The 26,601-nt window shown below is 61.5% G+C and carries 28 protein-coding genes; 11 read left to right on the top strand and 17 right to left on the bottom strand.

Translation table 11 applies throughout. The features are described from left to right. Positions 1 to 10 precede the first annotated feature (10 nt). Positions 11 to 550, top strand: a complete 540-nt coding sequence (locus J5N58_RS12060) for a hypothetical protein (protein WP_244710909.1) — start codon at positions 11 to 13, stop codon at positions 548 to 550. A gap of 27 nt (positions 551 to 577) precedes the next feature. On the opposite strand, the gene J5N58_RS12055 is transcribed toward J5N58_RS12060, so the two are convergent. Further along, positions 578 to 1,192 carry a TetR/AcrR family transcriptional regulator gene (locus tag J5N58_RS12055; protein WP_244710907.1) on the bottom strand — a complete coding sequence of 205 codons (615 nt, stop codon included), beginning with the start codon at positions 1,190 to 1,192 and terminating at the stop codon, positions 578 to 580. Between the two features lie 198 nt (positions 1,193 to 1,390). On the opposite strand from J5N58_RS12055, the gene J5N58_RS12050 reads away from it, so the two are divergent. Then, the gene (locus J5N58_RS12050) at positions 1,391 to 2,632 is read left to right on the top strand and encodes a multidrug effflux MFS transporter (protein WP_113456919.1); all 1,242 of its coding nucleotides are present in this window, start codon (positions 1,391 to 1,393) and stop codon (positions 2,630 to 2,632) included. A gap of 60 nt (positions 2,633 to 2,692) precedes the next feature. Here J5N58_RS12050 and prfB read toward each other — a convergent pair. The 3 genes from prfB to J5N58_RS12035 all read right to left on the bottom strand — a co-directional run bounded on the left by prfB (position 2,693) and on the right by J5N58_RS12035 (position 7,756). Continuing rightward, a protein-coding gene (gene prfB / locus J5N58_RS12045) for a peptide chain release factor 2 (protein ID WP_162708228.1) occupies positions 2,693 to 3,821 on the bottom strand; the annotation gives its coding sequence in 2 pieces (ribosomal slippage) (positions 2,693 to 3,751 and positions 3,753 to 3,821; 1,128 coding nt in all). Positions 3,822 to 3,921: 100 nt separating this feature from the next. Further along, the gene (locus tag J5N58_RS12040) at positions 3,922 to 6,378 is read right to left on the bottom strand and encodes a penicillin-binding protein 1A (RefSeq protein ID WP_113438974.1); all 2,457 of its coding nucleotides are present in this window, start codon (positions 6,376 to 6,378) and stop codon (positions 3,922 to 3,924) included. Positions 6,379 to 6,595: 217 nt separating this feature from the next. Beyond that, positions 6,596 to 7,756, bottom strand: a complete 1,161-nt coding sequence (locus J5N58_RS12035) for an N-acetylmuramoyl-L-alanine amidase (protein WP_112828940.1) — start codon at positions 7,754 to 7,756, stop codon at positions 6,596 to 6,598. 806 nt (positions 7,757 to 8,562) lie between these two features. On the opposite strand from J5N58_RS12035, the gene J5N58_RS12030 reads away from it, so the two are divergent. After that, the gene (locus J5N58_RS12030) at positions 8,563 to 11,454 is read left to right on the top strand and encodes a ribonuclease E/G (RefSeq protein ID WP_244710904.1); all 2,892 of its coding nucleotides are present in this window, start codon (positions 8,563 to 8,565) and stop codon (positions 11,452 to 11,454) included. Positions 11,455 to 11,588: 134 nt separating this feature from the next. On the opposite strand, the gene J5N58_RS12025 is transcribed toward J5N58_RS12030, so the two are convergent. Continuing rightward, positions 11,589 to 12,746, bottom strand: a complete 1,158-nt coding sequence (locus tag J5N58_RS12025) for a pyridoxal phosphate-dependent aminotransferase (RefSeq protein ID WP_244710902.1) — start codon at positions 12,744 to 12,746, stop codon at positions 11,589 to 11,591. A gap of 201 nt (positions 12,747 to 12,947) precedes the next feature. Here J5N58_RS12025 and J5N58_RS12020 point away from each other — a divergent pair, with 201 nt between their 5' ends. The 5 genes from J5N58_RS12020 to aat all read left to right on the top strand — a co-directional run bounded on the left by J5N58_RS12020 (position 12,948) and on the right by aat (position 16,757). Beyond that, on the top strand, positions 12,948 to 13,709 hold the full coding sequence (locus J5N58_RS12020) for a DsbA family protein (protein WP_244710900.1): 762 nt from the start codon (positions 12,948 to 12,950) through the stop codon (positions 13,707 to 13,709). A 133-nt stretch (positions 13,710 to 13,842) separates the two neighbouring features. Continuing rightward, a complete protein-coding gene (gene aroQ, locus J5N58_RS12015) occupies positions 13,843 to 14,280 on the top strand; it encodes a type II 3-dehydroquinate dehydratase (protein ID WP_113486784.1) in 438 nt (145 codons plus the stop codon). Positions 14,281 to 14,302: 22 nt separating this feature from the next. Continuing rightward, the gene (gene accB, locus J5N58_RS12010) at positions 14,303 to 14,776 is read left to right on the top strand and encodes an acetyl-CoA carboxylase biotin carboxyl carrier protein (protein ID WP_112828878.1); all 474 of its coding nucleotides are present in this window, start codon (positions 14,303 to 14,305) and stop codon (positions 14,774 to 14,776) included. 4 nt (positions 14,777 to 14,780) lie between these two features. After that, positions 14,781 to 16,130, top strand: a complete 1,350-nt coding sequence (accC, locus tag J5N58_RS12005) for an acetyl-CoA carboxylase biotin carboxylase subunit (protein ID WP_113425964.1) — start codon at positions 14,781 to 14,783, stop codon at positions 16,128 to 16,130. Positions 16,131 to 16,142: 12 nt separating this feature from the next. After that, entirely contained in the window at positions 16,143 to 16,757 is a 615-nt protein-coding gene (gene aat, locus J5N58_RS12000) for a leucyl/phenylalanyl-tRNA--protein transferase (protein ID WP_112828880.1), read from the top strand. Positions 16,758 to 16,793: 36 nt separating this feature from the next. Here aat and J5N58_RS11995 read toward each other — a convergent pair whose 3' ends face one another. The 5 genes from J5N58_RS11995 to gatB form a co-directional block, all read right to left on the bottom strand. Next, entirely contained in the window at positions 16,794 to 17,180 is a 387-nt protein-coding gene (locus J5N58_RS11995; RefSeq protein WP_244710968.1) for a DUF2155 domain-containing protein, read from the bottom strand. A gap of 147 nt (positions 17,181 to 17,327) precedes the next feature. Then, entirely contained in the window at positions 17,328 to 17,726 is a 399-nt protein-coding gene (locus J5N58_RS11990) for an NADH:ubiquinone oxidoreductase subunit NDUFA12 (RefSeq protein ID WP_112828882.1), read from the bottom strand. A gap of 105 nt (positions 17,727 to 17,831) precedes the next feature. Then, entirely contained in the window at positions 17,832 to 18,299 is a 468-nt protein-coding gene (locus tag J5N58_RS11985) for a GNAT family N-acetyltransferase (RefSeq protein WP_113425965.1), read from the bottom strand. 138 nt (positions 18,300 to 18,437) lie between these two features. Next, a complete protein-coding gene (locus J5N58_RS11980; RefSeq protein ID WP_112828884.1) occupies positions 18,438 to 18,938 on the bottom strand; it encodes a GNAT family N-acetyltransferase in 501 nt (166 codons plus the stop codon). A 4-nt stretch (positions 18,939 to 18,942) separates the two neighbouring features. After that, positions 18,943 to 20,445, bottom strand: a complete 1,503-nt coding sequence (gene gatB, locus J5N58_RS11975; RefSeq protein WP_113338808.1) for an Asp-tRNA(Asn)/Glu-tRNA(Gln) amidotransferase subunit GatB — start codon at positions 20,443 to 20,445, stop codon at positions 18,943 to 18,945. A gap of 89 nt (positions 20,446 to 20,534) precedes the next feature. Between gatB and J5N58_RS11970 the strand changes: the two genes are divergently transcribed. Next, positions 20,535 to 20,915 (top strand): DUF1294 domain-containing protein, encoded by a 381-nt coding sequence (locus tag J5N58_RS11970; protein WP_244710898.1) that lies wholly within the window; start codon positions 20,535 to 20,537, stop codon positions 20,913 to 20,915. Here the strand turns inward: J5N58_RS11970 and J5N58_RS11965 are convergent. Beyond that, positions 20,912 to 21,421: a GNAT family N-acetyltransferase gene (locus J5N58_RS11965; protein ID WP_112828887.1), complete on the bottom strand. Its 510-nt coding sequence runs from the start codon at positions 21,419 to 21,421 to the stop codon at positions 20,912 to 20,914. The genes J5N58_RS11970 and J5N58_RS11965 overlap by 4 nt on opposite strands. A gap of 407 nt (positions 21,422 to 21,828) precedes the next feature. Here J5N58_RS11965 and J5N58_RS11960 point away from each other — a divergent pair, with 407 nt between their 5' ends. After that, positions 21,829 to 22,086: a YjhX family toxin gene (locus tag J5N58_RS11960; protein WP_112828888.1), complete on the top strand. Its 258-nt coding sequence runs from the start codon at positions 21,829 to 21,831 to the stop codon at positions 22,084 to 22,086. A gap of 58 nt (positions 22,087 to 22,144) precedes the next feature. Here J5N58_RS11960 and gatA read toward each other — a convergent pair whose 3' ends face one another. The 3 genes from gatA to J5N58_RS11945 all read right to left on the bottom strand — a co-directional run bounded on the left by gatA (position 22,145) and on the right by J5N58_RS11945 (position 24,775). Further along, the gene (gatA, locus tag J5N58_RS11955; RefSeq protein ID WP_112828889.1) at positions 22,145 to 23,626 is read right to left on the bottom strand and encodes an Asp-tRNA(Asn)/Glu-tRNA(Gln) amidotransferase subunit GatA; all 1,482 of its coding nucleotides are present in this window, start codon (positions 23,624 to 23,626) and stop codon (positions 22,145 to 22,147) included. A gap of 88 nt (positions 23,627 to 23,714) precedes the next feature. After that, positions 23,715 to 24,002: an Asp-tRNA(Asn)/Glu-tRNA(Gln) amidotransferase subunit GatC gene (gatC, locus tag J5N58_RS11950; RefSeq protein WP_112828890.1), complete on the bottom strand. Its 288-nt coding sequence runs from the start codon at positions 24,000 to 24,002 to the stop codon at positions 23,715 to 23,717. Positions 24,003 to 24,070: 68 nt separating this feature from the next. Then, the gene (locus J5N58_RS11945) at positions 24,071 to 24,775 is read right to left on the bottom strand and encodes a metal-dependent hydrolase (protein WP_112828891.1); all 705 of its coding nucleotides are present in this window, start codon (positions 24,773 to 24,775) and stop codon (positions 24,071 to 24,073) included. Between the two features lie 108 nt (positions 24,776 to 24,883). On the opposite strand from J5N58_RS11945, the gene ruvX reads away from it, so the two are divergent. Further along, on the top strand, positions 24,884 to 25,375 hold the full coding sequence (gene ruvX / locus J5N58_RS11940) for a Holliday junction resolvase RuvX (RefSeq protein WP_113456924.1): 492 nt from the start codon (positions 24,884 to 24,886) through the stop codon (positions 25,373 to 25,375). Here the strand turns inward: ruvX and J5N58_RS11935 are convergent. The 3 genes from J5N58_RS11935 to J5N58_RS11925 all read right to left on the bottom strand — a co-directional run bounded on the left by J5N58_RS11935 (position 25,315) and on the right by J5N58_RS11925 (position 26,590). Further along, complete coding sequence (locus J5N58_RS11935; RefSeq protein ID WP_112828893.1) at positions 25,315 to 25,644, bottom strand: DUF6105 family protein; 330 nt, start codon at positions 25,642 to 25,644, stop codon at positions 25,315 to 25,317. The two genes, ruvX and J5N58_RS11935, sit on opposite strands and share 61 nt — an antisense overlap. Beyond that, positions 25,641 to 25,790, bottom strand: coding sequence for a hypothetical protein (locus J5N58_RS11930; protein WP_244710970.1), 150 nt, complete (start codon positions 25,788 to 25,790; stop codon positions 25,641 to 25,643). Before J5N58_RS11930 ends, J5N58_RS11935 begins: the two co-directional genes overlap by 4 nt. Before the next feature lie 212 nt (positions 25,791 to 26,002). Further along, complete coding sequence (locus J5N58_RS11925; RefSeq protein WP_244710896.1) at positions 26,003 to 26,590, bottom strand: AAA family ATPase; 588 nt, start codon at positions 26,588 to 26,590, stop codon at positions 26,003 to 26,005. Positions 26,591 to 26,601: the final 11 nt, after the last annotated feature.

Genomic DNA, 26,601 nt, shown 5'->3' with positions numbered 1-26,601 from the left:
GGGAGATCCCATGCCCCGTTCCCAGTTTCTCCGAATCGGGCTTGCGGCCCTGCTCCTCTCCAGCACCGGCGCGAAGGCGGACGATATCGACCAGCTGCCGGTGACCGCCACCTTCGTCATCAGCGGTGGCTTATGGGAAGGCGACGCGGAGATCGAGAGCGCACCCGACGTTGGCGGCAATGGCGCGACCTCGCCTGCGCCGGAAGAACAGCCGGCGCCGCAAACCTCCGAAAAGGCAGAGCCACAGCGCGGCTACTACAAACTCGTCGCCATTCGCCAGCCGGACCGGACGGCGAAGATCTACCTGCAGCAGATCCTCCTGGCCGATAGCGGGCCGAAGGTGCTGGAAAGCGTGGAACTGGAGGAGTTTTCGGCGATCAAAGCCTATGTCACCGATATCCGGCCGGAGGATTCGACCGGCGTCACTCGCCAGCCCGGCCTCTTCGCGACGGTCTATCTGAAGACCGATCCCCAGCAGTTGGAGCCGGAAGGCTGGACCGTGCTGATCGACGAATTCGGCGATATCAGGGTCGAGCGCGAGACGAACTGACCGGGAGGTCACGTCGGGAGGACCGCCTCAACGTTTGCCGAAAGCCCTGAGGAAGGTATGGACGGCGTTTTTCGCCAATCCGGCCAGTTCGCTCTCAGGTATCGGGATGCCGAGCTGCAGGTCGGCGCGCACATCCGACATCACCAGCGCCATGAATTGGCGGGCGGCCAGCGACGGGTCCTCGACATCGAGATAACCGCCATGGGCGAGCTGAGCGAAGCGGGCGGCCATTGCCGGATGCTTACGGCCCGGCCCGTATTCACGCCATGTGGTGAAAAGCTCGGGATGGCGCGCGCCTTCGAGTGACAGCAGGCGCAACAGCCATCGCCCGCTCGGCTCGCACACGGCAACCTTCAGGAGACGGGTGGCGAAGGCGCAAAGATCGGCCTCAAGATCCTTCGGCGTATCGGGAAAAGTCTCGAGAACGGCGAAGAAACCCGCGCTGGAACGCTGGGTGATATCCGTCACGACCGCCCGGAAGACTTTTTCCTTGTCGCCGATCTGATTGTAAACCGTCTGGCGGGACACATTCGCGCGGGCAGCGATCGCATCGATGCTCGCGCCCGAATAGCCGCTTTCGGAAAAGATCGCGGCAGCGGCATCAATGATGGCATCACGCCTGGTGCGGCTGCCTGTGTCCATGCTTTGCGGGAGATTCGGGGCGTGATGCATCTGATCCATGCCTCACCATAGAGGGGCTTGACTAATTGGACAATTGTGTCCAATATTTTTTACATAAAAGTTCACTTCATTGCGCGGCCTTTCCGCGCCCATTGTCAAACACTTTTCCGTCCTTCTCCCCCTCCGCGGCAAATGCCCCGGCGACGCAAAGGTTTTTTCATGCTCCAGAAATCCCCTCCCTCCACTCAACACCCGGCCTCACTCCCCATCGTCCTTGGATTGCTGACGGCGATCGGGCTTTTCGCAATCGACATGTATCTGCCGTCACTGCCGGAAATCGGCGTCGGTCTCAATGCTGACAGTGGAGCCGTGCAGGCGAGCCTCATTTCCTTCTTCGTCGCGATGGGACTGTCGCAACTCGTCTACGGACCGGTTTCCGACATGATCGGCCGCAAGAAGCCGCTATTCTTCGGCCTTTCACTCTTCGCCATCGGCGCAATCGGCTGCGCGCTCTCGCCATCGGTCGAGTGGCTGATCGGTTTCCGGGCCCTGCAGGGCGTCGGCGCCTGTGCCGGCACCGTCCTTTGCCGGGCGATCGTCCGCGACCTCTTCACCGGCGTCGCCGCCGCCCATCTGATGTCGCGGCTGATGCTGGTCTTCAGCGTATCTCCCATCCTGGCACCGCTCGCCGGCAGCATGATTACGGCTTTCGGCAGCTGGCGCATCATTTTCTGGGTCATGGTCGCAACCGCGGCGCTGGGCATGGTCCTTGCCGCTCTGCTTCTGCCGGAAACACGCTCGGCAGAAGCCCGCAGCGAGAGCAGTCTCGGCAGTGCGCTTTCCTCCTACGGCGTCCTGCTGCGCGACCCCTATTATCTCGGCCTCGTGCTGATCGCCTCCTTCGGCATGTCGAGCTACATGATCTATGTGGCCAACTCGTCCTTCATCCTGATCGAGCATTACGGCCTGACGCCGGGATATTACAGCGTGCTGTTCTCGCTGAATGCCATCTCCTTCATCAGCGCCTCGCAGATGAACGGCCGCCTGTCCCGCCGTTTCGGCCTGCAGCGACTGATCCGATTCGCGGTCAGCGGTTTTGCGCTTGCGGCGACGCTGCTCTTCGTGATGTTCGAATTCGGCTTCGGCAGCCTTCCACTGATGGCGGCCCTGCTTTTCGTGGCCTATGGTTTTCTCGGCATGGTTATTCCGACATCGGCCGTCCTCGCACTCGAGGCTCATGGCCGCATCGCCGGGACGGCATCAGCCCTGATGGGCACGCTGCAATTCGTCACGGCGTCGAGCGTGATCGGCATCGCGAGCCTGTTCTTCGACGGCACGGCGCTGCCGATGGTCGCAACCATCGCAACATGTTCCCTTACGGTATTGCTGCTCGCGACCGTTACGCTCAGGAGCCCGGCCACGGAAGCCGAGACGACAAGGCCTGCGGAAGAACGGCCATAAACGGAAACGGCGGGGCCCAAACCCCGCCGTCCCTTATCTTCGTTATGCAACACATCCCCGTCAGTCGACGTCGGCGACGGCATCGGCCTTGCCACTGATGCGGTGCGCAAGGGCAGCTTCCATGAATTCGTTCAGATCGCCGTTCAGCACGGTATCCGGATCGGTGCTTTCGACGCCGGTGCGCAGGTCCTTGACGAGCTGATAGGGCTGCAGAACGTAGGAGCGGATCTGGTGACCCCAGCCGATATCCGTCTTGGACGCGGCTTCGGCATTGGCGGCCGCTTCCCGCTTCATCAATTCGGCCTCGTACATGCGGGCGCGCAGCATTTCCCAGGCCTTGGCGCGATTCTTGTGCTGCGAACGCTCCTGTTGGCAGGCCACAACAATACCGGTCGGAATGTGCGTGATACGCACCGCCGAATCGGTCGTGTTGACGTGCTGACCGCCGGCGCCCGACGAACGATAGGTATCGATGCGGCAATCGCTTTCGTTGATCTCGATGGTGATCGAGTCATCGACGACCGGATAGACCCAGACCGACGAGAAGGACGTGTGCCGACGCGCGTTCGAGTCATAAGGTGAGATGCGCACGAGACGATGAACACCGGACTCGGTCTTCGCCCAGCCATAGGCATTGTGGCCCTTGATGAGGATCGTCGCGGACTTGATGCCGGCTTCTTCGCCGTCATGCACTTCCAGCACCTCGACCTTGAAGCCCTGCTTTTCCGCCCAGCGGATGTACATGCGCAGCAGCATGTTGGCCCAGTCCTGGGACTCCGTGCCACCGGCGCCGGAATGAACTTCCAGATAGGTGTCGTTGCCGTCGGCTTCGCCGGATAGCATGGCCTCGACCTGCAGGCGGCCGGATTCAGCCTTCAACGCCTTCAGCGCCTGCTCGGCCTCGGTGACAATCGATTCGTCACCCTCTTCCTCGCCCATCTCGATCAGCTCGATGTTGTCCTTCATCTGCTGTTCAAGACGTTTCACGCCTGCGATGCTCTCATCGAGCTGCTGGCGCTCGCGCATGAGCTTCTGCGCTTCCTGGGCATCGTTCCAGAGGTTCGGGTCCTCTGCCTTGTTGTTCAACCAGTCCAGTCGTCTTATCGCCTGGTCCCAGTCAAAGATGCCTCCTCAGCAGGCTTATGGCCTGCTTGATTTCGTCGACTACATTCTCGATTTCTGCACGCATTTCGCTTGATTTCACCTCGGATCGAATTGCTGAGGGGTGAATAGTGTCGGCCGCCCCCGATGTAAAGAGGCGGCCTCGGCATTCAGGATCTGGAGACGGATCAGAACAGGCCGCCGGAACCGGAGGTTACGGCCTGGTTGGCCTGTGGCGAATCCCTGAGGATCTCTTCCGGCGCGACATAACCGTCCATACCGATGACGGAGAAGGTGTCGGCCGGGCCGGTGCCCGGCTTGAAGGCTTCGACGATGGTGTCGGGATCGCCTTCCGCGGCCAGCATCCCGGTCTTCCGGTTGATCGGGATAAGGCTCATGCCTTCCGGAATGTGGAACATGCCCGGCGGCGTGCCGGCGACGGCTACCTGCATGAATTCGTTGAAAATCGGAGCGGACATCGAGCCGCCAGTCGCGCCACGGCCGAGCGGTGCAGGATTGTCGAAGCCGATATAAAGGCCAGCCACCAGATCCGGAGTATACCCGACGAACCAGGCGTCCTTTTCGTCGTTGGTCGTGCCGGTCTTGCCGGCGACGGGACGGTCGAGCTTGATCTTGCCGGCAGCCGTGCCCCGCTGAATGACGCCCTCCATGATGGAGGTAATCTGATAGGCGGTCATCGGATCGAGGACCTGCTCGCGGTTGTCGACAACGGTCGGCTCTTCCTGGTTCTGCCACTCGTCCGCATTGCAGCCCTCGCAGGTGCGCTCTTCGTGACGGAAGATCGTCTTGCCGTAGCGGTCCTGGATACGGTCGATGAGCGTCGGCTTGATCTGCTTGCCGCCGTTGGCCAGCACGGCATAGGCCGACACCATGCGCAGTACCGTCGTTTCGCCGGAGCCGAGCGACATGGCGAGAACCGGGTTCATCTTGTCGTAGATGCCGAAGCGCTCCGCATATTCAGCAACGAGGTTCATGCCCATGTCATTGGCAAGGCGAACCGTCATCAGGTTACGCGACTTCTCGATGCCGAGACGAAGCGTCGAGGGGCCGGCAGAACCGCCACCGTAGTTCTGCGGTCTCCAGACCTGGCCGCCGGACACGAACTCGATCGGCGCGTCCATGATAACGGAAGCCGGAGTATAGCCATTGTCCAGCGCGGCGGCATAGACGAACGGCTTGAAGGAGGAGCCCGGCTGACGCATGGCCTGGGTCGCGCGGTTGAATTCCGACTGGGCATAGGAGAAGCCGCCGACCATGGCGAGCACGCGGCCGGTATGGGGATCCATGGCGACAAGTCCGCCCTGAACTTTCGGCGGCTGGCGCAGCCGATAGCTGCCCGGCTTGGCATCCCCGAGAGCTTCGACATAAACGACGTCGCCCGGCTTCAGGACGCCTTCCGGCGACTTGGCCGTCTTGCGGTCGCCGGTTGCCGAGCGATAGGCCCAGTCCATGTCCTCGGCGGCAATACGGCCGGTCTGGCGGTCGGCTCCGACCTTGCCGTCGGCCGCCTTGGCCGGCTGCAGGCCGATGTCGACCCGCGACGCGGAAGTCTCGAGGACGACGGCGAGTTTCCATTCCGGGACATCGCTCAGGCCATCGATCTTGGACAGTTCCACGCCCCAGTCGCCGGCCATATCGATAGTCTTGACGGGGCCGCGATAACCGCGCCGTTCGTCATAGCTCAGCAGACCGTCCTGCAACGCCTTGCGTGCGGCGATCTGAATTTTCGGATCGAGCGAGGTCCGCACCGACAGACCGCCCTCGTAGAGCGCCTTGTCGCCGTATTTCTCGATGATCTGGCGGCGCACTTCCTCGGAGAAATAATCCGAGGCAAACAGGTAAGAGCCGGAACGGCGCAGCGTGACGCCGAGCGGCTGCTTCTTGGCTTCCTCGCCGTCGTCATGGGAGACGAAACCGTTCTCCACCATGCGATCGATGACCCAGTTGCGGCGCTCGAGAGCGGCTTCGGTGTGGCGGAACGGATGATAGTTGGACGGCCCCTTGGGCAGGGAGGCGAGATAGGCGGTTTCGGCGATCGTCAGCTCCGTCACCGACTTGTCGAAATAGGTCAGAGCCGCGCCGGCGATGCCGTAGGCATTCATGCCGAAGAAGATCTCGTTCAGATAAAGTTCGAGGATCTTGTCCTTCGAATAGGTCTGCTCGATGCGGAAGGACAGAATGGCTTCCTTCACCTTGCGGTCGATCGTCTGGTCCGCCGACAGGAGGAAGTTCTTGGCGACCTGCTGGGTGATCGTCGAAGCGCCAACGGGGCGGCGGCCGGAGCCGAAATTCTGCAGGTTGACGAGGATGGCGCGACCGAGACCGTAGATGTCGACGCCCGGGTGATTGTAGAAGTTCTTGTCCTCGGCGGAAAGGAAGGCCGCCTTGACGCGGTCCGGAATCGCCTGGATCGGCAAGAACAGCCGCCGCTCGCGCGCATATTCCGCCATGAGGGCGCCGTTACCGGCATGGAATCGCGTTGTCACCGGTGGCGCATAGCTCGACAGGACTTCATAGTCGGGAAGATCCTTCGTCACGCCGGCCAGATAAATGGCAGCGGCAGCCGCGACGCCGAGGGCGAGGACGGATGCCAGTCCGAAGAAATATCCAATCAGTCTGATCATATTCGAGCTACCGCGATGACTTCGGTTCGGAGCGCAATGGCAAGCATCGCACATGCCGTGGCGTTTTGCACGTCGTGCCCAGCTTGGCAAGACACAGCGACAAGCATTGATTCCTGCGCATCAAGGCAATCGCCGCTTCATTTGCGAGTAACGGCCCGATTGTGAGGAAAATAGGGCCGCATCCCCTTCCCCCCGTTTCACCCACAGGATGGCGGACCTAGCCGCCATTGGCGACGACCGGCGCCCGATAGCGCCTGATCGCATCGGCCAGCAATGTCGCGATCTTCTCGCGCCACTGGGGATCGAGCAACAACTTCTCATCATCCTTGTTGGAAAGAAACCCGAGTTCCAGCAGGATCGAGGGGACATCGTGAGCCTGCAAAACCCTGAAACCGGCGGAGCGATGCGGATTGTTGATAAGCTGCACCTGCCCCTCGAAAGAGCCGATGACGGCATTCGCCAGCGAGACGGAGAACGCCTGTGTCTCGCGCCGCGTCAAATCGAGCAGGATATCGGTGACCTCGGTCGGCTCACTCGTCAGATCGACGCCGGCGACCGCATCGGAGAGGTTTTCTCGCTCCGCCAGCGCCGCTGCCATGTGGTCGGAAGCCGTATCGGAAATCGTGTAGACCGTGGCGCCGCGAATGCCGCTCTGGCGCAGCGTGTCGGCATGAAAGGAAATCAGCAGATCGGCCTTATGCTGGCGGGCGATGGTGACGCGCTCCGACAGCGACAGAAACTCGTCGCCCTCGCGTGTCAGAAACGCCTTGATCCCCTTTTCGTTCTTCAGCCGCTCCGCCAGCGCCCTTGCGAAGGCAAGCGTGATCTCCTTTTCGGGCGTCTTCGTCTCTGCGCCGGCAGCCCCCGCATCGATGCCGCCGTGTCCCGCGTCGATCGCGATCACGAAATCGTCATCTTCCGCAGGATCGGGAGCCGCGACGCGATCGCCGCGCAGGTCCGCCTTGGCCGTTGCCCCGACCGCCCAGGACTGGGAGGCGACGAGAGCATCGAAATCCGGTTGCGACACCATTTCCGCGTCGAGCACCAACCGGTAACCGTTGCCGCCCTCGTCTTCCTTGATCTCCGCGGCCGCAAGCTTCGCCGGTCGCTCAGCCGTCAGCACCAGACGCGCGGAATTCGCATCCATCGCGCCGAAACGGATATCGCGGAAAAGGCCGGTCGGTTTCAGGTCCGCATTCGGGAAAGTAAACGCGGTTGCCGGCATGTCGACCACAATCCTGTCCGGCTTCGCCATATAGCGAACCTCGACATCGGGCTTGCGATCGAAATCGATGACGATGCGGGTGCGGGCACGGTCGCCGGCAATGCGTGCGGCATAGGCGAGCAAAGGATCGCCCTGCCCGGCCTGTACGGCCATCGCATCGGCCCCGGCACCGGCAAAAAGCGCCACGACGGCAGCCAGCCGTAAGCCCCTGAGGAACCCGGCCCGACCTGGACCGAAAGCGGGCAGGAACCGGCCTGCAAAGGTTCGAATGACTGACAATCCGTTTCCCCGTCACGATCGCCGCGGATCACCATGCCGCCGCGATCCGCCACAACCTTGTAAACCATCAAAATCGACCGGCGTTCAACCGGGTTTCCGACCGTCCGCCGCCATTGTCCCCAGCAATGCGCGTGGCCGTATCCAGGTATAGAATCGACCGGTTGGCAGTCTTGCCCGCTAATCAATCGATATTATGGCATAATTCCGTTTCCCCTTGCTATTGTGACAGAGAAAACATACAACGCACATGAGGGTTAAGAGTGCCCACGGGATAGAATCGCCGCAGCGGCTGCCAACCTTGCAAGGACTTGGCGCCTGGTTAGCCGGACATTCATCCGCCGTTTCTGCACTTTTGTCCTGAAACTGGTTCAACACGCCGGCCCGGCCGGCACCTGTAACAGGTGGCTTCCACCAAAAGCTCTTCACCAGAGCACTCATCGGGTCCCGAGGGGCCTATGTCATTGTCGTTTTCGTTCGGTCATTAATGTCGTTGCAGCAGGGATTGAACAAATTGGGCGAGCCGGGACACCTCAGTCTCCCGAAAGCCGTTCAATTGCTCGCAGCACACTCCTCCGGACGGAGACCTTTATATCCGGCGCAAAGCCCGCAAAGCACCATCCGCACCATAGTACAGCGAGCGGGTGATCTCCTTTTCGGCAGCGCCGAGGAGCACAGCTTAAATGGCAGACAAAATGTTAATAGACGCGTCTCACGAAGAAGAGACGCGCGTTGTTGTCGTACGCGGTAACCGCATTGAAGAATTCGATTTCGAGTCACAGCACAAGAAGCAGATCAGAGGCAATATCTATCTCGCCAAGGTGACCCGGGTCGAACCCTCGCTCCAGGCGGCCTTCGTCGATTACGGCGGCAATCGCCACGGCTTTCTGGCCTTTGCAGAAATCCATCCGGACTACTACCAGATCCCGCTCGCCGACAGGCAGGCCCTCCTCCACGCCGAGGCCGAGGAGCATCGCAAGGAGAACGACGTCGAGGGCGACGAGCCTTTGCCGGCTCCGGTCGATCTTTCCACCCAGGACCAGCCCGATACCGGCATTGCTTCGGTCATCGAAACGATAGAAGCCGCTACGGCCGCCGATAACGAACAGTCCGAAATCAAGACGGAAGAGGTTGCGGCGGAAGCCGTTGCCGAGGAAGCGCCGGAGCCCAAGGCGAAGCCGAAGCGCACCCGCAAGCCGCGCGCCAAGAAGACTGCCGAGCCGGAAGCGCAGGCTGCCGAAGCCTCCTCCGAAGACGAAGGCGGCAGCGACACCATGGCGGCGATGGTCGACATGGACGAAATCTCCGAGGATGCGGATGGCCGCCGGGGCCGCGACGACGATTTCGACGACGATGACGACGATCACGTCGAGGAGAAGGAAGAGATCGAATCCGTCGGCGCCGAAGACGCGATGGAAGAGGTTCCGGACCGCGTCATACGCAAGCCGCGCAAGCAATACCGCATTCAGGAAGTTATCAAGCGCCGGCAGATCTTGCTGGTGCAGGTCGCCAAGGAAGAGCGCGGCAACAAGGGTGCGGCGCTGACCACCTACCTGTCGTTGGCCGGCCGTTATTCCGTGCTGATGCCGAACACGGCGCGCGGCGGTGGCATTTCCCGCAAGATCACCAATCCGCAGGACCGCAAGCGCCTCAAGGAAATCGCCCGCGAGCTGGACGTGCCGCAGGGCATGGGCGTCATTCTCCGCACCGCCGGCGCAAACCGTACCCGCGTCGAGATCAAGCGCGACTTCGAATATCTGATGCGTCTTTGGGAAAACGTCCGCACCCTGACGCTCAATTCGACGGCTCCCTGCCTCGTCTATGAAGAAGGATCGCTCATCAAGCGTTCGATTCGCGACCTCTACAACAAGGATATCAGCGAGATCATCGTCGCCGGCGAGGAAGGCTATCGCGAAGCGAAAGACTTCATGAAGATGCTGATGCCGAGCCACGCTAAGGTGGTTCAGCCCTATCGCGATCTTCACCCGATCTTCTCTCGCTCCGGCATCGAAGCCCAGCTCGACCGCATGCTGCAGCCGCAGGTGACACTGAAATCCGGCGGTTACATCATCATCAACCAGACCGAAGCGCTGGTTGCGATCGACGTCAACTCCGGCCGCTCGACGCGGGAATACTCGATCGAAGACACCGCGCTGCAGACCAATCTTGAAGCGGCGGAAGAAGTGGCGCGGCAGCTTCGCCTGCGCGACCTTGCCGGTCTGATCGTCATCGACTTCATCGACATGGAAGAAAAGCGCAACAACCGCGCCGTCGAGAAGAAGCTCAAGGACTGCCTCAAGAACGACCGCGCCCGCATTCAGGTCGGCCGGATATCGCATTTCGGCCTGCTCGAAATGTCGCGCCAGCGTATCCGCGCTTCGGTTCTCGAATCGACGACCCAGCTTTGCCCGCATTGCGGCGGCACCGGTCTCATCCGCTCTCAGTCGTCGGTTGCCCTGCATGTGCTCCGCGGTGTCGAGGAGTTCCTGCTCAAAAGCACGACCCACGACATTACCGTGCGCACGACGCCGGAAACCGCTCTCTACCTGCTCAACCAGAAGCGCGGCACGATCGTCGATTACGAGCGCCGGTTCGGGGTGACGATCACCATCGATTCCGACGAATCGGTCGGGCACCAGCATTTCGCCATCGACCGCGGCGAAGCCGTCGCCAATCCGGTCAGGATCGAAAGCCTGATGCAGCTTCTGCCGGAGCCGGAGGAAGACGAATACGTGCCGGAACCGGAGGACGAAGAGGAAGAGGAAGTCGTTGCAGCCGCTTCGGCAGCGCAGCCCTCGACCAACGGGAACGGCGAAGAGCAGCAGGGCGGCCGCAAGCGCAAGCGCCGTCGCCGCCGCCGTAACAAGAACGGCCAGGGCCAGGGCAACCTTGCGGCATCGGCCGGCGATGGCGATGAGGACGGCCTTTCCGACGAAGGCGATGGCGCCGAGGATGAAGGCGACGAGGAAGGTGCGTCCGACGCAGCCGTCGAGGCCACCGACGCCAATGGCGAAACCTCCGGTGACGATAGCCAGAAGCGCAAGCGCCGCCGTCGCGGCAAGCGCGGCGGTCGTCGCAACCGTCCGGGCGAGGAAGGCGCCGAGGCATCCGGCGAAACGGATGACGAAGGCGAGGCCGACGATTCCGACACCGAAGCCGCACTGATCGAGGACATCGCCGAGCAGAGCGCGGCCGAGGAGCCCGCTGCCATGGCGGCAGTCGAATCCGCCGAGGAGCCGGTGGCGCCGAAGCCGCGCCGGAGCCGCAAGGCCAAGGTCACCGCCTCCCCTGTCGAGGAGCCGGTCATTGCGGCGGAAACGCCCGCTCCCTTGCCGGAAATCGCGGAAGAGCAGGAAGCCACCGCGGATGTTCCGGTAGAAGCGGCGGAAGAGCCCCAGGAAGACGCCGCGGAGACGGCCGAGATCCCGGATGAAGCCAAGCCGGCTCGCGCCAATCGCGGATCGAACCTGACCTCCTCCGAACCGGTCGTAACGTCCCAAAAGTCGTCCGAAGATGGCGAAGAGCCGCCGAAGCCGAAAAAGGGCGGCTGGTGGCAGAAGCGCGGCTTCTTCTGAGCCGAAGCCGGCGAATGAACAGAACAAAAAAGGCCCCGCAATGCGGGGCCTTTTCTTTATTCAGGCTTGTGCTAGCAAAACAGCCTCACAAAATGAGTCCGGAAACGGCGGTAACGCCTTGAATGCTGACTCTTTTAGGTAATCCAGCGGGCGATACGGTCGGTGGCCTCGACCATTTCAGTCATGGTTCCGGCATAGGACATGCGCAGCGCAAGATGGCCGTCGACAGGATCGAAATCCATGCCGGGCGTCGCCGCTACATCGATTTCCGCCAGCATACGGCGCGCAAAAGCCATGCTGTCATTGGTGAAGCGGGACACGTCGACGTAAGCGTAGAAGGCGCCATCCATCGGCGAAAGCAAGGGCATGCCGAGTTCGGGCAGGCGCTTCAGCAGAAACTCGCGATTTGCGGCACAACTCGCCTTGTAATGCTCCAGTTCCCCCCCGGCCTCCAGGGCGGCAATCGCGGCCACCTGCGAGAGCTCCGGCGCGGAGATATAGAGGCTTTGCGCCAGACACTCCATCGGCCTGACCGCCTCTTCCGGAAGGACCATCCAGCCGATCCGCCAACCGGTCATGCAGTAATATTTCGAGAAGGAGTTGATGATGATGGCCTCATTGCCGAATTCGAGCGCCGTCGCTTCTTCGCCGGCGTAGGTGAGGCCGTGATAGATCTCGTCGGAGATCAGGCTGATACCCTGCCCCTTGCAATAATCGTAGACCGCGCGCAATTGCGCGGGGCTGGTCACCGTGCCCGTGGGGTTGGCAGGGCTTGCGAGCAGAACGCCCTTGAGGCGCAGCCCGGCTTCCCTCTGGGCCGCCTCCAGGCTTTCCGGCGTCAGAGTGAAGCCGGTGCCGGCATTGACCGGAACTTCCACCACCTTGAGGCCAAGCGCCGAAAGGATGGCCCGATAGGCAGGATAGCCGGGCCTTGCGATCGCGACCGCATCGCCCGCATCAAAGAGCGTCAGGAAGGCGAGATTGAAGCCCGCCGAGGACCCCGTCGTGACGGCGATCCGGGAGGGGTCGAGCGAGACGCCGTGGCGACGCCGGTAGTAACCGGCCAGCTTTTCCCTGAGTTCGAGGAGGCCGAGCGCGTCGGTGTAGCCGATACGTCCGTGGGCAAGCGCTTCGCGGGCCGCGGCCAGTGCTGCCTGGGGCGCAGGATGGCCCGGCTGGCCGACAGCCATGGAGATGACAGGCGCACCGGCCTGGCGCCGTCTCGTCGCCTCGGCAAGGACATCCATGGCATGGAAGGGCTCGACTGCACTGCGTCTGGAAATGGAAATCACGTCTTCAACTCTTTCTTCTGGGCGCCAGACATTTGCCGCATTATTCCGGTGTTCACAATGGTGAGAGCGCGACGCTGCGGCCATTTTTCCGATTTCCCTTGCCATGGGCCGCCGCTACGCTATTGCACAACGCAGCGCTCCCCCGACAAGCGCTCCGACAGCCAGACACCGCTGCGGCGGAAAAGGATCAAGAGGAAAGACATGACCCTGACGTTCAGGAATCTCGCCGCGACGGCGCTCGTCATCCTGCCGGCGATACTGCCGACAGCCGCGCTCGCACTCGATGACGCCGAGAAGAAGGAAATCGGCGAATTCATCAAGGAATACCTGATCGCCAACCCGGAAATCATGCTGGACGTGCAGGACGCTCTCGAAAAGAAGCAGTACGAGGCGCGCCAGCAGCAGGCCTCGGCCGCCGTCGGCGACAACAAGGATGCGCTGTTCTCCTCCGAGCACGACATCTCGCTCGGCAATCCGAAGGGCGACGTGACTGTGGTCGAGTTCTTCGACTACAACTGCGGTTACTGCAAGCGGGCGCTCTCCGACATGGACGACATCCTGTCGAAGGACAAGAATGTGCGTTTCGTGCTCAAGGAATTCCCGATCCTCGGACCGGATTCGCTCGCCGCGCACAAGGTCTCCTACGCATTCCGCCAGATCGCACCTGAAAAATACGGCGACTTCCACCGCGCTCTCCTCGGTGGCAAGGGACGCGCGGACGAACAGGCCGCCCTCGACGTCGCCGCCTCGCTCGGCGTGAGCGAGGAGCAGATCCGCGCGAAGATGGCGGCAAGCCCCAATGACGACCAGGTGAAGGAAGCCTACCAGCTGGCCACCAGCCTCGGCATCACCGGCACACCGTCCTACATCGTCGGCAACGAGGCCGTGTTCGGCGCCATCGGCTCCGAGGCGATCGAACAGAAGCTTGCCAATGTCCGCACCTGCGGCAAGGCCACCTGCTGACGGGCGTCAACGCCGCCTTCTCCGCTCGCATCCCGTGTTTTCCGGGGGAACGCTCCGTCGTTTGCCCGGAAGGGGCTTTCCCTTGCGGGTCTGCCAGTCTATAGGAGGCGGTTGAAAGTCGACGGAACCGCCTATGAGCAAGATCATTTACGTCCTGAACGGCCCTAATCTCAATGCCCTCGGCAAGCGGGAGCCCGGGATCTACGGCGGCAAGACGCTTGCCGATATCGAGACGGACTGCAAGACGGCCGGAAATGAACTCGGCTTCGCCGTCGATTTCCGGCAATCGAATCATGAAGGCGTACTCGTCGACTGGATTCACGAAGCCGGAGACAAGGCCGCAGGCATCGCCATCAATCCCGGCGCCTACGGCCACACATCGATCGCGCTCCACGATGCGATCCGGGCCGTTTCGATACCGGTGGTGGAGGTCCATATCTCCAACATCCATGCGCGCGAGGAATTCCGCCATAAATCGATGATAGCGCCCGCCGCGAAGGGCATGATCTGCGGCTTCGGCCCCCATAGCTATATCCTGGCGCTGCACGCGCTGAAGAACATCACGCAATAACAAGAATACAGGACCCCATTCCATGGCTGAAAAGAAATCGGGAATCGATCAGGCTCTGATCCGTGATCTGGCCAACATCCTCAACGAGACGGATCTCAGCGAGATCGAAGTCGAGCAGGAAGACCTGCGCATCCGCGTATCGCGGGCAGCACCGCAGATGATGGCAATGCCGCAGATGCCGTCGTACCAGGTCGCGGCTCCGGCTGCCGCCCCCGTTGCGGCTGCCACAGCTGCAGCTGTCGCCGAACCGGCCCGCAACCTTGCCAATGCCGTGACGGCTCCGATGGTGGGCACCGCCTATCTCGCCCCGGCACCGGGTGCCCGTCCCTTCGTCGAAGTCGGCTCGATCGTCAAGGAAGGCCAGACCCTCCTGATTATCGAAGCCATGAAGACCATGAACCAGATCCCTGCACCGCGCTCCGGCAAGGTCGTAGAGATCCTCGTGGAAGATGGTCGCCCGGTCGAATATGGCGAGCCGCTGGTCGTCGTCGAGTAAGCCGATGAGCACCATTTCCAAGATCCTCATAGCCAATCGCGGCGAAATCGCGCTGCGCGTCCTGCGTGCCTGCAAGGAACTCGGCATCGCCACCGTTGCCGTTCACTCCACGGCCGACGCCGATGCGATGCATGTCCGCCTGGCCGACGAAAGCGTGTGCATAGGCCCGCCACCGTCGCGTGACAGCTATCTGAACATCCATCAGATTGTCGCGGCCTGCGAAATCACTGGCGCTGACGCCGTGCATCCCGGCTACGGCTTCCTGTCCGAGAACGCCAAGTTCGCCGACATCCTGGAAGCCCATGGCATCACCTTCATCGGGCCGACTGCCGAACATATCCGCCTGATGGGCGACAAGATCACGGCCAAGCAGACAGCCGTCGAACTCGGTATCCCCGTCGTTCCGGGCTCCGATGGCGAGGTCACGTCTGAAAATGTCCTGGAAACCGCCCGCAAGATCGGCTTCCCGGTCCTCATCAAGGCAACCGCAGGCGGCGGCGGCCGCGGCATGAAGGTCGCCAAGACCGAGGGCGAACTGGAAGAGGCCTTCAATACGGCACGGACGGAAGCGGCTGCGGCCTTCGGCAACCCGGCCGTCTACATGGAAAAATACCTCGGCAAGCCGCGTCATATCGAAGTCCAGGTGGTCGGTGACGGCGAAGGCAATGCGATCCATCTGGGCGAACGCGACTGCTCACTGCAGCGCCGCCACCAGAAGGTCTGGGAAGAGGCGAACTCCCCGGCGCTCAACGTCGAGCAACGCATGAAGATCGGCAAGATCTGCGCCGACGCCATGAAGAAGATGAAGTACCGGGGCGCCGGCACGATCGAGTTCCTCTATGAAAACGGCGAGTTCTATTTCATCGAAATGAACACCCGCCTGCAGGTGGAACATCCGATCACCGAGGCCATCACCGGCATCGACCTGGTGCATGAGCAGATCCGAGTCGCCTCCGGCGCGGGCCTCTCCGTCACGCAGGACGAGATCACCTTCTCCGGCCATGCGATCGAGTGCCGCATCAACGCCGAGGACCCGCGCACGTTCGTTCCTTCACCGGGCACGATCACGCATTTCCATGCTCCCGGCGGGCTTGGCGTTCGCGTCGATTCCGGTGCCTATGCCGGCTACAAGATTCCGCCCTATTACGACAGCCTGATCGGCAAGCTGATCGTTCATGGACGGACCCGTGTCGAATGCATGATGCGTCTGCGCCGTGTGCTCGACGAATTCGTCGTGGACGGCATCAAGACCACATTGCCGCTCTTCCAGGACCTGGTGGCCAACCAGGACATCGCGAACGGCGATTACGACATCCACTGGCTGGAAGATTATCTGGCCAGGACCTCCGCATGAGGTGAAAGAAGAATGGCAGGGCGCCGCAGCAGGGATCAGAGGATAACCCCCGAACTTCTGCTGCGCGCCTATTCCATCGGCCTCTTCCCCATGTCGGACGCGGCCGACGATCCGGAGATCTTCTGGGTCGAGCCGGAACTGCGCGGCATCCTGCCGCTGGAGCAGTTCCATGTTTCCAAAAGCCTCGCCAAGGCCATCCGCCAGAAACCCTTCGACATCCGCTTCGACACGGCCTTCGACACCGTGATCGCCAAATGCGCGGAGGAGGTCGAAGACCGCCCAAGCACATGGATCAACCAGACAATCCGCGAACTCTATGGCGCACTCCACCGGCTGGGCCATGCCCATTCGGTCGAAGCCTTTGAAGGCGATGAACTGGTCGGAGGCCTCTACGGCGTATCGCTGGGCTCGGCCTTTTTCGGCGAGAGCATGTTCTCACGCCGGACGAATGCCTCGAAGATTTGCCTGGTTTATCTGGTGGAGCGATTGAAGGCGCGCGGTTTTACCCTGCTCGATACCCAGTTCACCACCGAACACCTGAAGACATTCGGCGCGATCGATGTGCCGAAGGAAGACTATCTGAAACTGCTGGACAAGGCGATGCAGTCGGAGACCCTGCCCTTCTGACGGTACCAGGGCGCCAATCCGGCCTCGGGCAACTGCTCAGTTGGTCTTTGGCGGTGCCGGAACGTCCGAAGCCTGCTTGCAGCCGGTCAGCCAGACGTCATAGATCGCGTGTTCGACGGCGTTGAGCGCCGGACTGTCGGCGAACATCCAGCCGGAAAAGATGCGGCGTATCTTGCGGTCCAGGGTGATTTCATCGACCTCGACGAAGGCATCGATCTTCTGTGCCTCGGTCTCGTCGCGCGAATAACAGACCTTGGGCGTGACCTGAAGGGCACCGAACTGCACGGTCTCGTCGATATAGACGTCGAAGGACGTGATGCGTCCGGTAATCTTGTCGATGCCGGCGAATTCAGCCACGGGATTGGTGATGCGGGCCGCTCTCGCGGGCTCGTTTCCGACCAGAGCAACGACGCCGACGGCCATGACCGCCGCGCAGATGACACCAGTGGCCGAGCCCAACCCGGAACGCTTCATATCCGCCAATCTCCCGCTTCTCGTTTTCCGACGACCCATAAAGAAAAAGGGCCGCGTAACCTTGGCCCTAGAGTCCAATTGTGGCCAAATCGGGTGTCAGTTGCCGGGCGTCCAGGCGTCATAGTCGCCGGTGACCCGCGGACGCTCGCCCGGGACGGCGAGAGAGCCCGGCGGACGATAGGCAAGTGCGGTGCCGGTCTGGTTCGGACGGTGCGGCTTCTGCCATTCACGAGCCTTGTAGTCTTCCTTGGTCGGTGGCACGTCGGTGCGGTAGTGCATCCAACCATGCCAACCGGTCGGAATCTTGGAAGCGTCGGCATAGCCCTTGTAGATGACCCAGCGGCGCGGAAGGCCGAAAGACGTGGTACCACCCTCGTAGTAGACATTTCCCAACTCGTCTTCGCCGACGCGCTTGCCATGGCGCCAGGTGAAGAAACGCGTTCCCATGGTCTGACCGTTCCACCAGGTGAAAAGTTCCAACAGAAGCTGCTTCATGTCTTTTCCTTGGGCTTTGCCGACGGGCAAGGCGCTTGCTAAAAACGTCTTCCGCTTATGCAGCCTTGCAGCGCCGTTGTCTAGTGATTCGCGAGGCACGAAAGGTCATTTCAGCTGCAGCTTGAAGCCGAGATGGCTCTGGGTAAAACCAAGCCGTTCGTAGAAACGATGGGCATCCTTGCGCGCCGCATTGGATGTCAGTTGCACGCGACGCATGCCCTGACGTCTTGCCTGATCGACGCAGTGATGGATCATCATCGCCCCGATGCCCTGCCCCCGGCAATCCGGGCGGGTGAAGACGGTTTCGACGATCATCGACGTACCGCCGCGGCCGGACAGCGTGGTGGTGGCCAGCGTCTGGCAGGTCGCGACAACCTCCCCGTTCCGCTCGGCGACATAGAGCGTCTCGCAGGGGGAAGCGGCAATGCGGTCGAAGGCGGCAAGATAGCCCGGAAGCGCAGCCGGGTCCGTCGAATCCCCATGGCCACCGAGGGTGTCTGCCGCCAGGATGGCGGCAATGGCGGCCACATCATGCCTATCTGCTTCCCTGATCGTGATATCCGGCGCCTGCATGCGGTCTTCCTTTCCCGTCCGTTTTTGGCGAAGCTATAGAGCGCTACGGGACGGTTGTGTGACGACAACGGATTTTGCACGACAATTTTCGCCCGCGAAGCCCCTAGGCGCCACCGGAAAACAGTCGTGCGGGCTGGATCAGAACTCCAGCCGTTTTTCCATGATGATCGCCGGCAGGCCGGAATTCGGTGCGCCCCACTCCTCCATGCGGTCGACCTCGGAAAAGCCGAGACGCTCGTAGAAGGACATTGCCCGGACATTCGGCAACGCCACCTCGACCCGCATGATTTCAGCTTCGGGAAAGCAGGTCTCCAACTCCGCGAAGATGTCGCGGCCGATCCCCTCGTTCTGACAGGACGGCCGGACATAGAGCTGATGCAGCATGACGGTCTTCGCCATCTTGGGATACATGGCGGCATAGCCGAGGCCGCCGATCTCCCGGCCGCTATCGGCGACGAGAAATTCTGCCCCAGGCTTGCCGATGCGCGCGCGAATGGCGTTTGCGGAATGCCAGCCATCGACCATCTGCCGCACCCTGTCGGCACCGTAGAACGGATCGTAGGTCGCATGAAAAGTTTCGTCGAGCAGGGTTCTCACCTGCCCGACGTCACGCTCGCTCGCGGTGCGAACGAAATACAAGGGATTACTCCTCGATGCCGAGCTTGGCCTTGACCAGCGCCTGCACGGCCTGCGGGTTGGCCTTGCCGCCGGTCGCCTTCATCACCTGTCCGACGAACCAGCCGGCGAGCGTCGGCTTGGCCTTGACCTTCTCGACCTGATCCGGGTTGGCGGCAATGATCTCGTCGACGGCCTTTTCGATGGCGCCGGTATCGGTCACCTGCTTCATGCCGCGGGTTTCCACGATCTCGACAGGATCGCCGCCCTCGGCCAACACGATCTCGAAGAGATCCTTGGCGATCTTGCCGGAGATGGTCTCGGCCTTGATGAGGTCGATGATCGCGCCGAGTTGGGCCGGAGATACCGGCGTTTCCTCGATGCTCTTGCCGGTACGGTTCAGCGCTCCGAGCAGGTCGTTGATGACCCAGTTCGCCGCCGTCTTGCCGTCACGGCCGGCCGCGACTTCCTCGAAATAGTCGGCGATCGCCTTTTCCGACACCAGAACGGAGGCATCGTAGATCGACAGGCCGAGTTCGCGCACGAAACGGGCCTTCTTGTCGTCGGGCAGTTCCGGGAGATCCTTCTTCAGTTCCTCGATGAAGGCGTCGTCGAATTCGAGCGGCAGCAGATCCGGATCGGGGAAGTAGCGATAATCGTGCGCATCCTCCTTGGAGCGCATGGAGCGTGTCTCGCCCTTGTTGGGATCGAAGAGGCGGGTCTCCTGCTCGATCACACCGCCGTCTTCCAGGATGGCGATCTGGCGGCGCGCCTCGTATTCGATGGCCTGACCGATGAAGCGGATGGAGTTGACGTTCTTGATTTCGCAGCGCGTGCCGAATTCGCCGCCCGGCTTGCGCACGGAGACGTTGACGTCGGCACGCATGGAGCCTTCGTCCATGTTGCCGTCGCAGGTGCCGAGGTAGCGGACGATCGAGCGGAGCTTGGTCATGTAGGCCTTGGCCTCGTCCGAGGAGCGCATGTCGGGCTTGGAGACGATTTCCATCAGCGCGACGCCCGAGCGGTTGAGGTCGACATAGGACATGGTCGGATGCTGGTCGTGCATCGACTTGCCGGCGTCCTGTTCCAGATGCAGGCGCTCGATGCCGATCTCGATGTCCTCGAACTGGCCCTGACGGTCCGGTCCGAGCGAAATGGTGATCTTGCCCTCGCCGACGATCGGGTCCTTGAACTGGGAGATCTGGTAGCCCTGCGGCAGGTCCGGATAGAAGTAGTTCTTGCGGTCGAAGATCGAACGCTTGTTGATCTGCGCCTTGAGGCCAAGGCCGGTGCGAACCGCCTGCTTGACGCATTCCTCGTTGATGACGGGCAGCATACCGGGCATGGCAGCATCCACCAGCGACACGTTGGAATTCGGCGCATTGCCGAAGGTGGTCGAGGCGCCGGAGAAGAGCTTCGAATTGCTCGTCACCTGGGCGTGGACCTCCATGCCAACGATCACTTCCCAGTCGCCGGTGGCACCGGGAATGAGGCGTTTCGGATCGGGCGTGCGCGTGTCAACTAGGGTCATCGGATGCTCGTGTCATGTGGAGTTTTCAAGCCCGTGAGGTAGAACAAATGTGGCGGTGGCGCAAGGCTTCTCCGGCCTGCGGGGAATAGATGAAGCCGGCCCGGACACCGAACATTAATCGGCCTCAGGCAGCATCGACGGATGACCAACGAAACGATCCCGATATTGCTTGCCGTCGCCGCGCTCTACAATGGCGCGTATTCTGCATCTATTGGTGGGACAAGCGGGCGGCCGGCACCGGCGACTGGCGCGTGCGGGAAACGACACTGCTCGCGCTCGCCTTTCTCGGTGGCGGCACCGGGGCGCTGCTCGCCCAGAGACTGCTTCGCCACAAGACGCGCAAATCGCCGTTTCCGGCAGCCCTGCCGGCATTCTTCATCCTGCAGATGTTCGCCCTGTCCGTCGCGCTTGTCGCCCGCGAAAGCGGCGCGGCGGCGGAAGTCCTGCATCGATTGCTGGGCCGCAGCTAAAACTCCTGTCCGTATCCGCGCGGCTCGACGGCCACGAGTTGCTTGGACATGCCGACCGATTGAACGTCGCGATCGAGCTTCGGATTGTAGGCGGTCGTCAGCCAGTGCACGGCATAACCATGCTTCTCGAAGAAATCGACGGCCTCCTGATTCCTCGCATGGGTCTGAAGGCTTGCCCGGGCGAACCCCTGGCGCACGATCTCGCGCTCCACCTCCTCCAGAAGCGCAGAGCCCAGCCCCTGACGCTGATGCTCCGGATCGATCCACAGATCCGTGATATTCTCGTCCAGTTCCTCGCGCGCGGCCCAGCCGGCGGGAACTCCGCTCTTCTCAATAACGGAAATGGTCAGCCATTCGGAGCGGGTGAAATTCAGAAAGGCCGTTCGGGCGTTATCGACCATGGCCCTGCTCTCGCCGACAGGGATCATCGCCTTCTCCCAGGCCCGAAATCCGATCAGCGCCAGGAGATCGGCCTCGTCGCGGCGCGCATTGCGTATCGTAAACATCCACGTCCCACCCTTCCTCACTCAGTAGAGCATTGCAACGCGGGATTTTCCAGTCCGCGACCCGGCAGCGTCGTCACCCCTCCCTGCAATCTTAGATTTTTCTATTTAGTTAATTAGCTAATCATTCAATGTATTGATGTCACGAATAGTGTGGCCGGCGAGCCGCAGAAGCGGAAAAGAAGCGCCACGGAAGCCGACCGGCTTGACCTGCGCCATCCCGATACGCATCTTCACGATGCAACTTATGGAGTGTTGATGTTCGGTTCGTCCGAGTCCCGGTAAAGGCCCTGCCCGCGATCGCTGCCGATCCGCGCGCAAGGGCCCGAAAACGAAGCCCCGACGCCTGATGGCGCCGGATCGTTTTTGTGTGCGCTCGCGAAAGAGCGCCTTTACGGAATCACACGACCATGGACATTTCCCGCGCCGAACAGCGCATCCTGCACCTGCTCGCTCAGGGCGGGCGCATAGAACTTATCCGGGACGACAACCGCAGAATCGAGAAGATCCAGCTCTTCACCCGCGAAGGCTGGGTGTTCAGCGGCCTCGACGTCATCGCCTTTCGCAAGCTCAAGCAGAAGAAGGCGATCAAGTCGCAAGGCGGCAAACCCTACCGCATCACCGAACGCGGTCTCGTGCTGGTCAGGTCACAGCCCGACAACAGGTGACCAAACCAAAGCGGCGCCTTCCGGCGCCGCAATTCTTTCAGAACGGAGGATCGGTCGATTACCACCACTTGGCCGGGCTGAACTTTCCGGCCGCCTGTTCGATGACGTGAGCAGTCCGGAACAGCGTTTCTTCCTCGAAAGGCTTTCCGATGAGTTGGAGGCCGAGCGGCAGGCCCTTCGAGTCGAGACCGGCCGGAACGGAAAGGCCCGGCAGACCCGCCATGTTGACCGTCACCGTGAAGATGTCGTTCAGATACATCTTCACCGGATCGGCGGCGAGTTCCTTGTCGCCGATGGCAAAGGCGGAAGACGGGGTTGCCGGCGTCAGGATCGCGTCGACACCCGCATGGAAGGCAAGTTCGAAGTCGCGCTTGATGAGCGTGCGGACCTTCTGGGCCTGCAGGTAATAAGCATCGTAGTAGCCGGCCGAAAGCACATAGGTACCGATCATGATGCGGCGCTTGACCTCGGTGCCAAAGCCTTCGGCGCGGGTCTTCTCGTACATGTCGGCAATATCCTTGCCGTCGACACGCAGGCCGTAGCGCACGCCGTCGTAACGCGCCAGGTTCGAAGAGGCCTCGGCGGGAGCGACGATGTAATAGGCGGGAAGCGCGTATTTGGTGTGCGGCAGGGAGATATCGACGATCTCGGCACCGGCCTCCTTCAGCCAAGCGATGCCCTGCTGCCAGAGCGTCTCGATCTCGTCCGGCATACCCTCGACGCGGTATTCCTTCGGGATACCGATCTTCATGCCCTTCAACGACTGGCCGAGAGCGGCTTCGTAATCCGGCACAGGCAGGTCGACGGACGTCGTGTCCTTGGCATCGGTCGAGGCCATGGACTTCAGCAGGATGGCGGCATCGCGCACGTCACGGGCGAGCGGGCCGGCCTGGTCGAGCGAGGATGCAAAGGCAACGACGCCCCAACGCGAGCAGCGGCCATAGGTCGGCTTGATGCCGACGGTGCCGGTAAAGGCGGCCGGCTGGCGGATCGAACCGCCTGTGTCGGTTGCAGTGGCGCCGGCGCAGAGCTGTGCTGCAACGGCAGCGGCCGAACCGCCGGACGAGCCGCCGGGAACCAGCTTCTCGTTCGAGTCCTTCGCCCTCCACGGATTGACCACCGGCCCGTAGTGAGAGGTCTCGTTGGAAGAGCCCATGGCGAACTCGTCCATGTTGAGCTTGCCGAGCATGACCGCGCCGTCATCCCAGAGGTTCTGAGTCACGGTCGATTCGTATTTCGGCTTGAAACGGTTCAGGATGTCGGAGCAGGCTTGGGTGTGGATATCCCTGGTGGCAAAAAGATCCTTGATGCCGAGCGGAATGCCTTCCAGCGCGCCAGCCTTGCCGGCCGCAATGCGTTCGTCGGAAGCCTTGGCCATCTCGCGCGCCTTTTCCGGCGTGACGGTGACATAGGCATTGATGACGTCATTGGCCGCCTCGATCGCCTGAATGTAGGCCTCGGTCAGTTCGAGGGCCTTGATCTCCTTCGCGGCCAGCTTGGCGCGGGCTTCGGCAATGGTAAGGCTGGTCAGTTCGCTCATGATGTCGGTTCACTTCAAAATAGCGGCGCTCGGGAAGCGGCCAGAGATGGAATGCAGGGCGGATGCGATTGTCGCGAAGCGCAAAGGCCTATTCGACGACCTTCGGCACCAGGAAGAAGTTGCGATCCGTTTCCGGCGCGTTGGCGACGATGTCCTCGGCCTTGTCGCCGTCGTTCACCACGTCGGAGCGCTTCTTCATCGCCATGGGAGTAACCGATGTCATCGGTTCAACGCCCGTCACGTCGACCTCGGAAAGCTGTTCGACGAAGCCGAGGATGCCGTTGAGCTCTCCCATCATGCGCTGTGCTTCTTCCTCGTTGAGGGCGATGCGGGCCAGATGTGCCACACGCTTGACGGTCTTGAGATCAACGGACATCGGTATTCTCCAGGTCTTATGTTTCCTTCGCTATAATGGCCGGCAGGCCATGGCGCAACGGGGATTTCTCAGACTTCAAGGCTATGGCCGGGCTTCGGCGTCTCCACCTTCGTCTTCGTTCCCTCCATGCCGGCCACGAATTTCTCCGGCGTCCGGTCGATGATCGGGAAGGAACCGTAGTGGCAGGGAATTGCCGTGTGGAAATCGAAGAAGCGCTGGCAGGCGAGCGCCGCCACGGCGCCACCCATGGTGAAGCGGTCGCCGATCGGCACGAGGCCGATATCCGGCTGGTGCAGTTCGTTGATGAGCTTCATGTCCGAAAAGATATCGGTATCGCCCATGTGCAGCAGCGAGGGCTCGTCATCGATGTGCAGCATCAGGCCGTTGGCATTGCCGAGCGCGTGGGAAACGCCGTCCTCGGTGATCTGGGCGGAGGAATGCAGAGCATTGGTAAAGGTCACGGTAAAGCCGTCGAAGGCGACCGTGCCGCCCGTATTGCCCGCCTCGATCTTCGAAACGCCCTTGGAACCGAGCCAGGCGGCAAGGTCGGCATTGGCGAGCACGGTTGCGCCGGTTTCATTGGCCAGACGAATGGCATCGCCGACATGGTCCCCATGACCGTGGGTCAGAAGGATATGGGTGACGCCAGCCGTTGCATCCTTGAGGTCGAGACCGGCGAAACCCGGGTTTCCCGTGAGGAACGGATCGATAAGGATGCTTGCCTTGGCCGTATCGAGACGGAAGGCGGAATGGCCGAGCCAGGTGATTTTCATGGAATTCTCCTTTGGGGGACAGGAAGGCGAAATTGTTTCGTCGGATAAAAATATGGCATATGGCCGTGACGGAAAGTAGCGACCGCGGCGCGCGGCAAGGAAAAGGCGATGACGACACTGACAATCGAGGAACTCGCCGAAACCCTTCCACCCGGACGACCGGTCGCCGGACTGGATCTCGGGACCAAGACCATCGGTCTTGCCATGTCGGATATCGGTCTTCGTTTCGCAAGCCCACGTCCGGTAATCAAGCGGACAAAATTCACGAAGGACGCGGAAATCCTGATCGATTTCGCCGTCAGGGAAAAGATCGCCGCCTTTGTCATCGGACTGCCGATGAACATGGACGGCTCGGCCGGACCGCGCGTCCAGGCCACTCGCGCCTTCGTGCGTTCGATGTCGGAAAAGACCGATATTCCCTTCGTCTACTGGGACGAACGGCTATCGACGGTGGCAGCGGAACGGGCGCTTCTGGAAATGGACGTTTCCAGGGCCAAGCGCAGCGAGCGGATCGACTCGGCTGCAGCAAGCTTCATCCTTCAGGGCGCACTCGACAGGTTGTCGACACTGCGCAGATCCTCACGAACCGAAGAGACCTGACGGGCCTTCCACCATGCGAGGATCTTCCTGCGGCGACGAAAGCCGATAATGGCGAAAACCAGCAGGCTGTCGAAGGCGATGGCGCGCGCGACCAGCGGCGGAATGGTTTCCGGCGGAATGCCAAGGATCTGGCCGTAGACCTGGAAGACGAGATCATGCGCCTGCCGGGTGAGCATGAAGATACCGAAGCTCATGTCGTAGTAGGAAAGCCCGTACCAGCTACCGAGCAGAACGATGGGGGCAGCCCACAGAATCAGGAAGGTCTTCATGCCGCCCTCTCCTCATACAGCCGTGGCGACGGCCAGTAGCACACGGTCCCCCGCAGCAGAGCCATTGCGCTCAGAACCATGGCCGGAACGGCGATATCCAGCGCAAGCACCGCGAAAAACGCCATCATGACCAAAACCAAAGTCACTCTTGTCATTCCGCTCTGTCGCGCCCCGCTGGTCCGGCCTGTCCCTGTCCGGAAACTGACCCCTTAACCGGAGCGACGCAACGTAAACCATTTGTTAAGGTTAACGGCGCCTGGGGATAACGCAAGAGCGTCCATCAGGAAAGCCGGAAATCCACCGGTCGTTACAGGGGAAAGCAGAGTGTGGGCATGGCGAACTCGCACCCTCCTTCCCGTTACGGGAGCATGGAAAGAATGAAGTCCGCCCGTTGCCTGACATCCATTCTCGGCACCTCGACCAGATCGTAGCCGAAGCGACGGTAGGCATTCTCCAGATGGTGAAATGCCTCAATGGCGGCGGTGAGATCGTGGCGCCGCTCGGCATCGTTCCTGTAGATCTCCGGCCATGGCGGCAGCAGGAAGACCTGGCGACGGTAGCGCAGGCTTTCCACTGCCCGGAGGTATGTCGGGGGAACGGCATGCCCAGCCTGTTCCAACCCGGCAATCTGATCGACGATCCCGCGATCGAAGAAGGTTCGCCCTCCCCTGCGGCTCGCTTCCGTCATGAAATTGATCGAACGCGAGACGGTCAGTTCGACAAAGAGGGAAAGGTTCGTCCATGGCAGCGCGTCACCGTCGATGAAAAGCTGTTCGCGGACCACCTGTCGCCCCGGTTCGTCGCATGTGGCAAAGCCGCGCCGCGACAATTCTTCGAGCAATGTCGACTTGCCCCCGCCGGAGCAGCCGGAGATCATGACGAGATCGTCGCGGCGGGCAGCAATGTTTTCAAGGCGATATTCGCCTTCGTTCAGAACATGATTCATGAATGTCTCCT

This window comes from Paenirhizobium cremeum (assembly GCF_022884085.1).
GTDB lineage: Bacteria > Pseudomonadota > Alphaproteobacteria > Rhizobiales > Rhizobiaceae > Allorhizobium > Allorhizobium cremeum.
The sequence above is the reverse complement of the archived record's forward strand: the minus strand, read 5'-3'. Positions and strand labels throughout refer to the sequence as shown.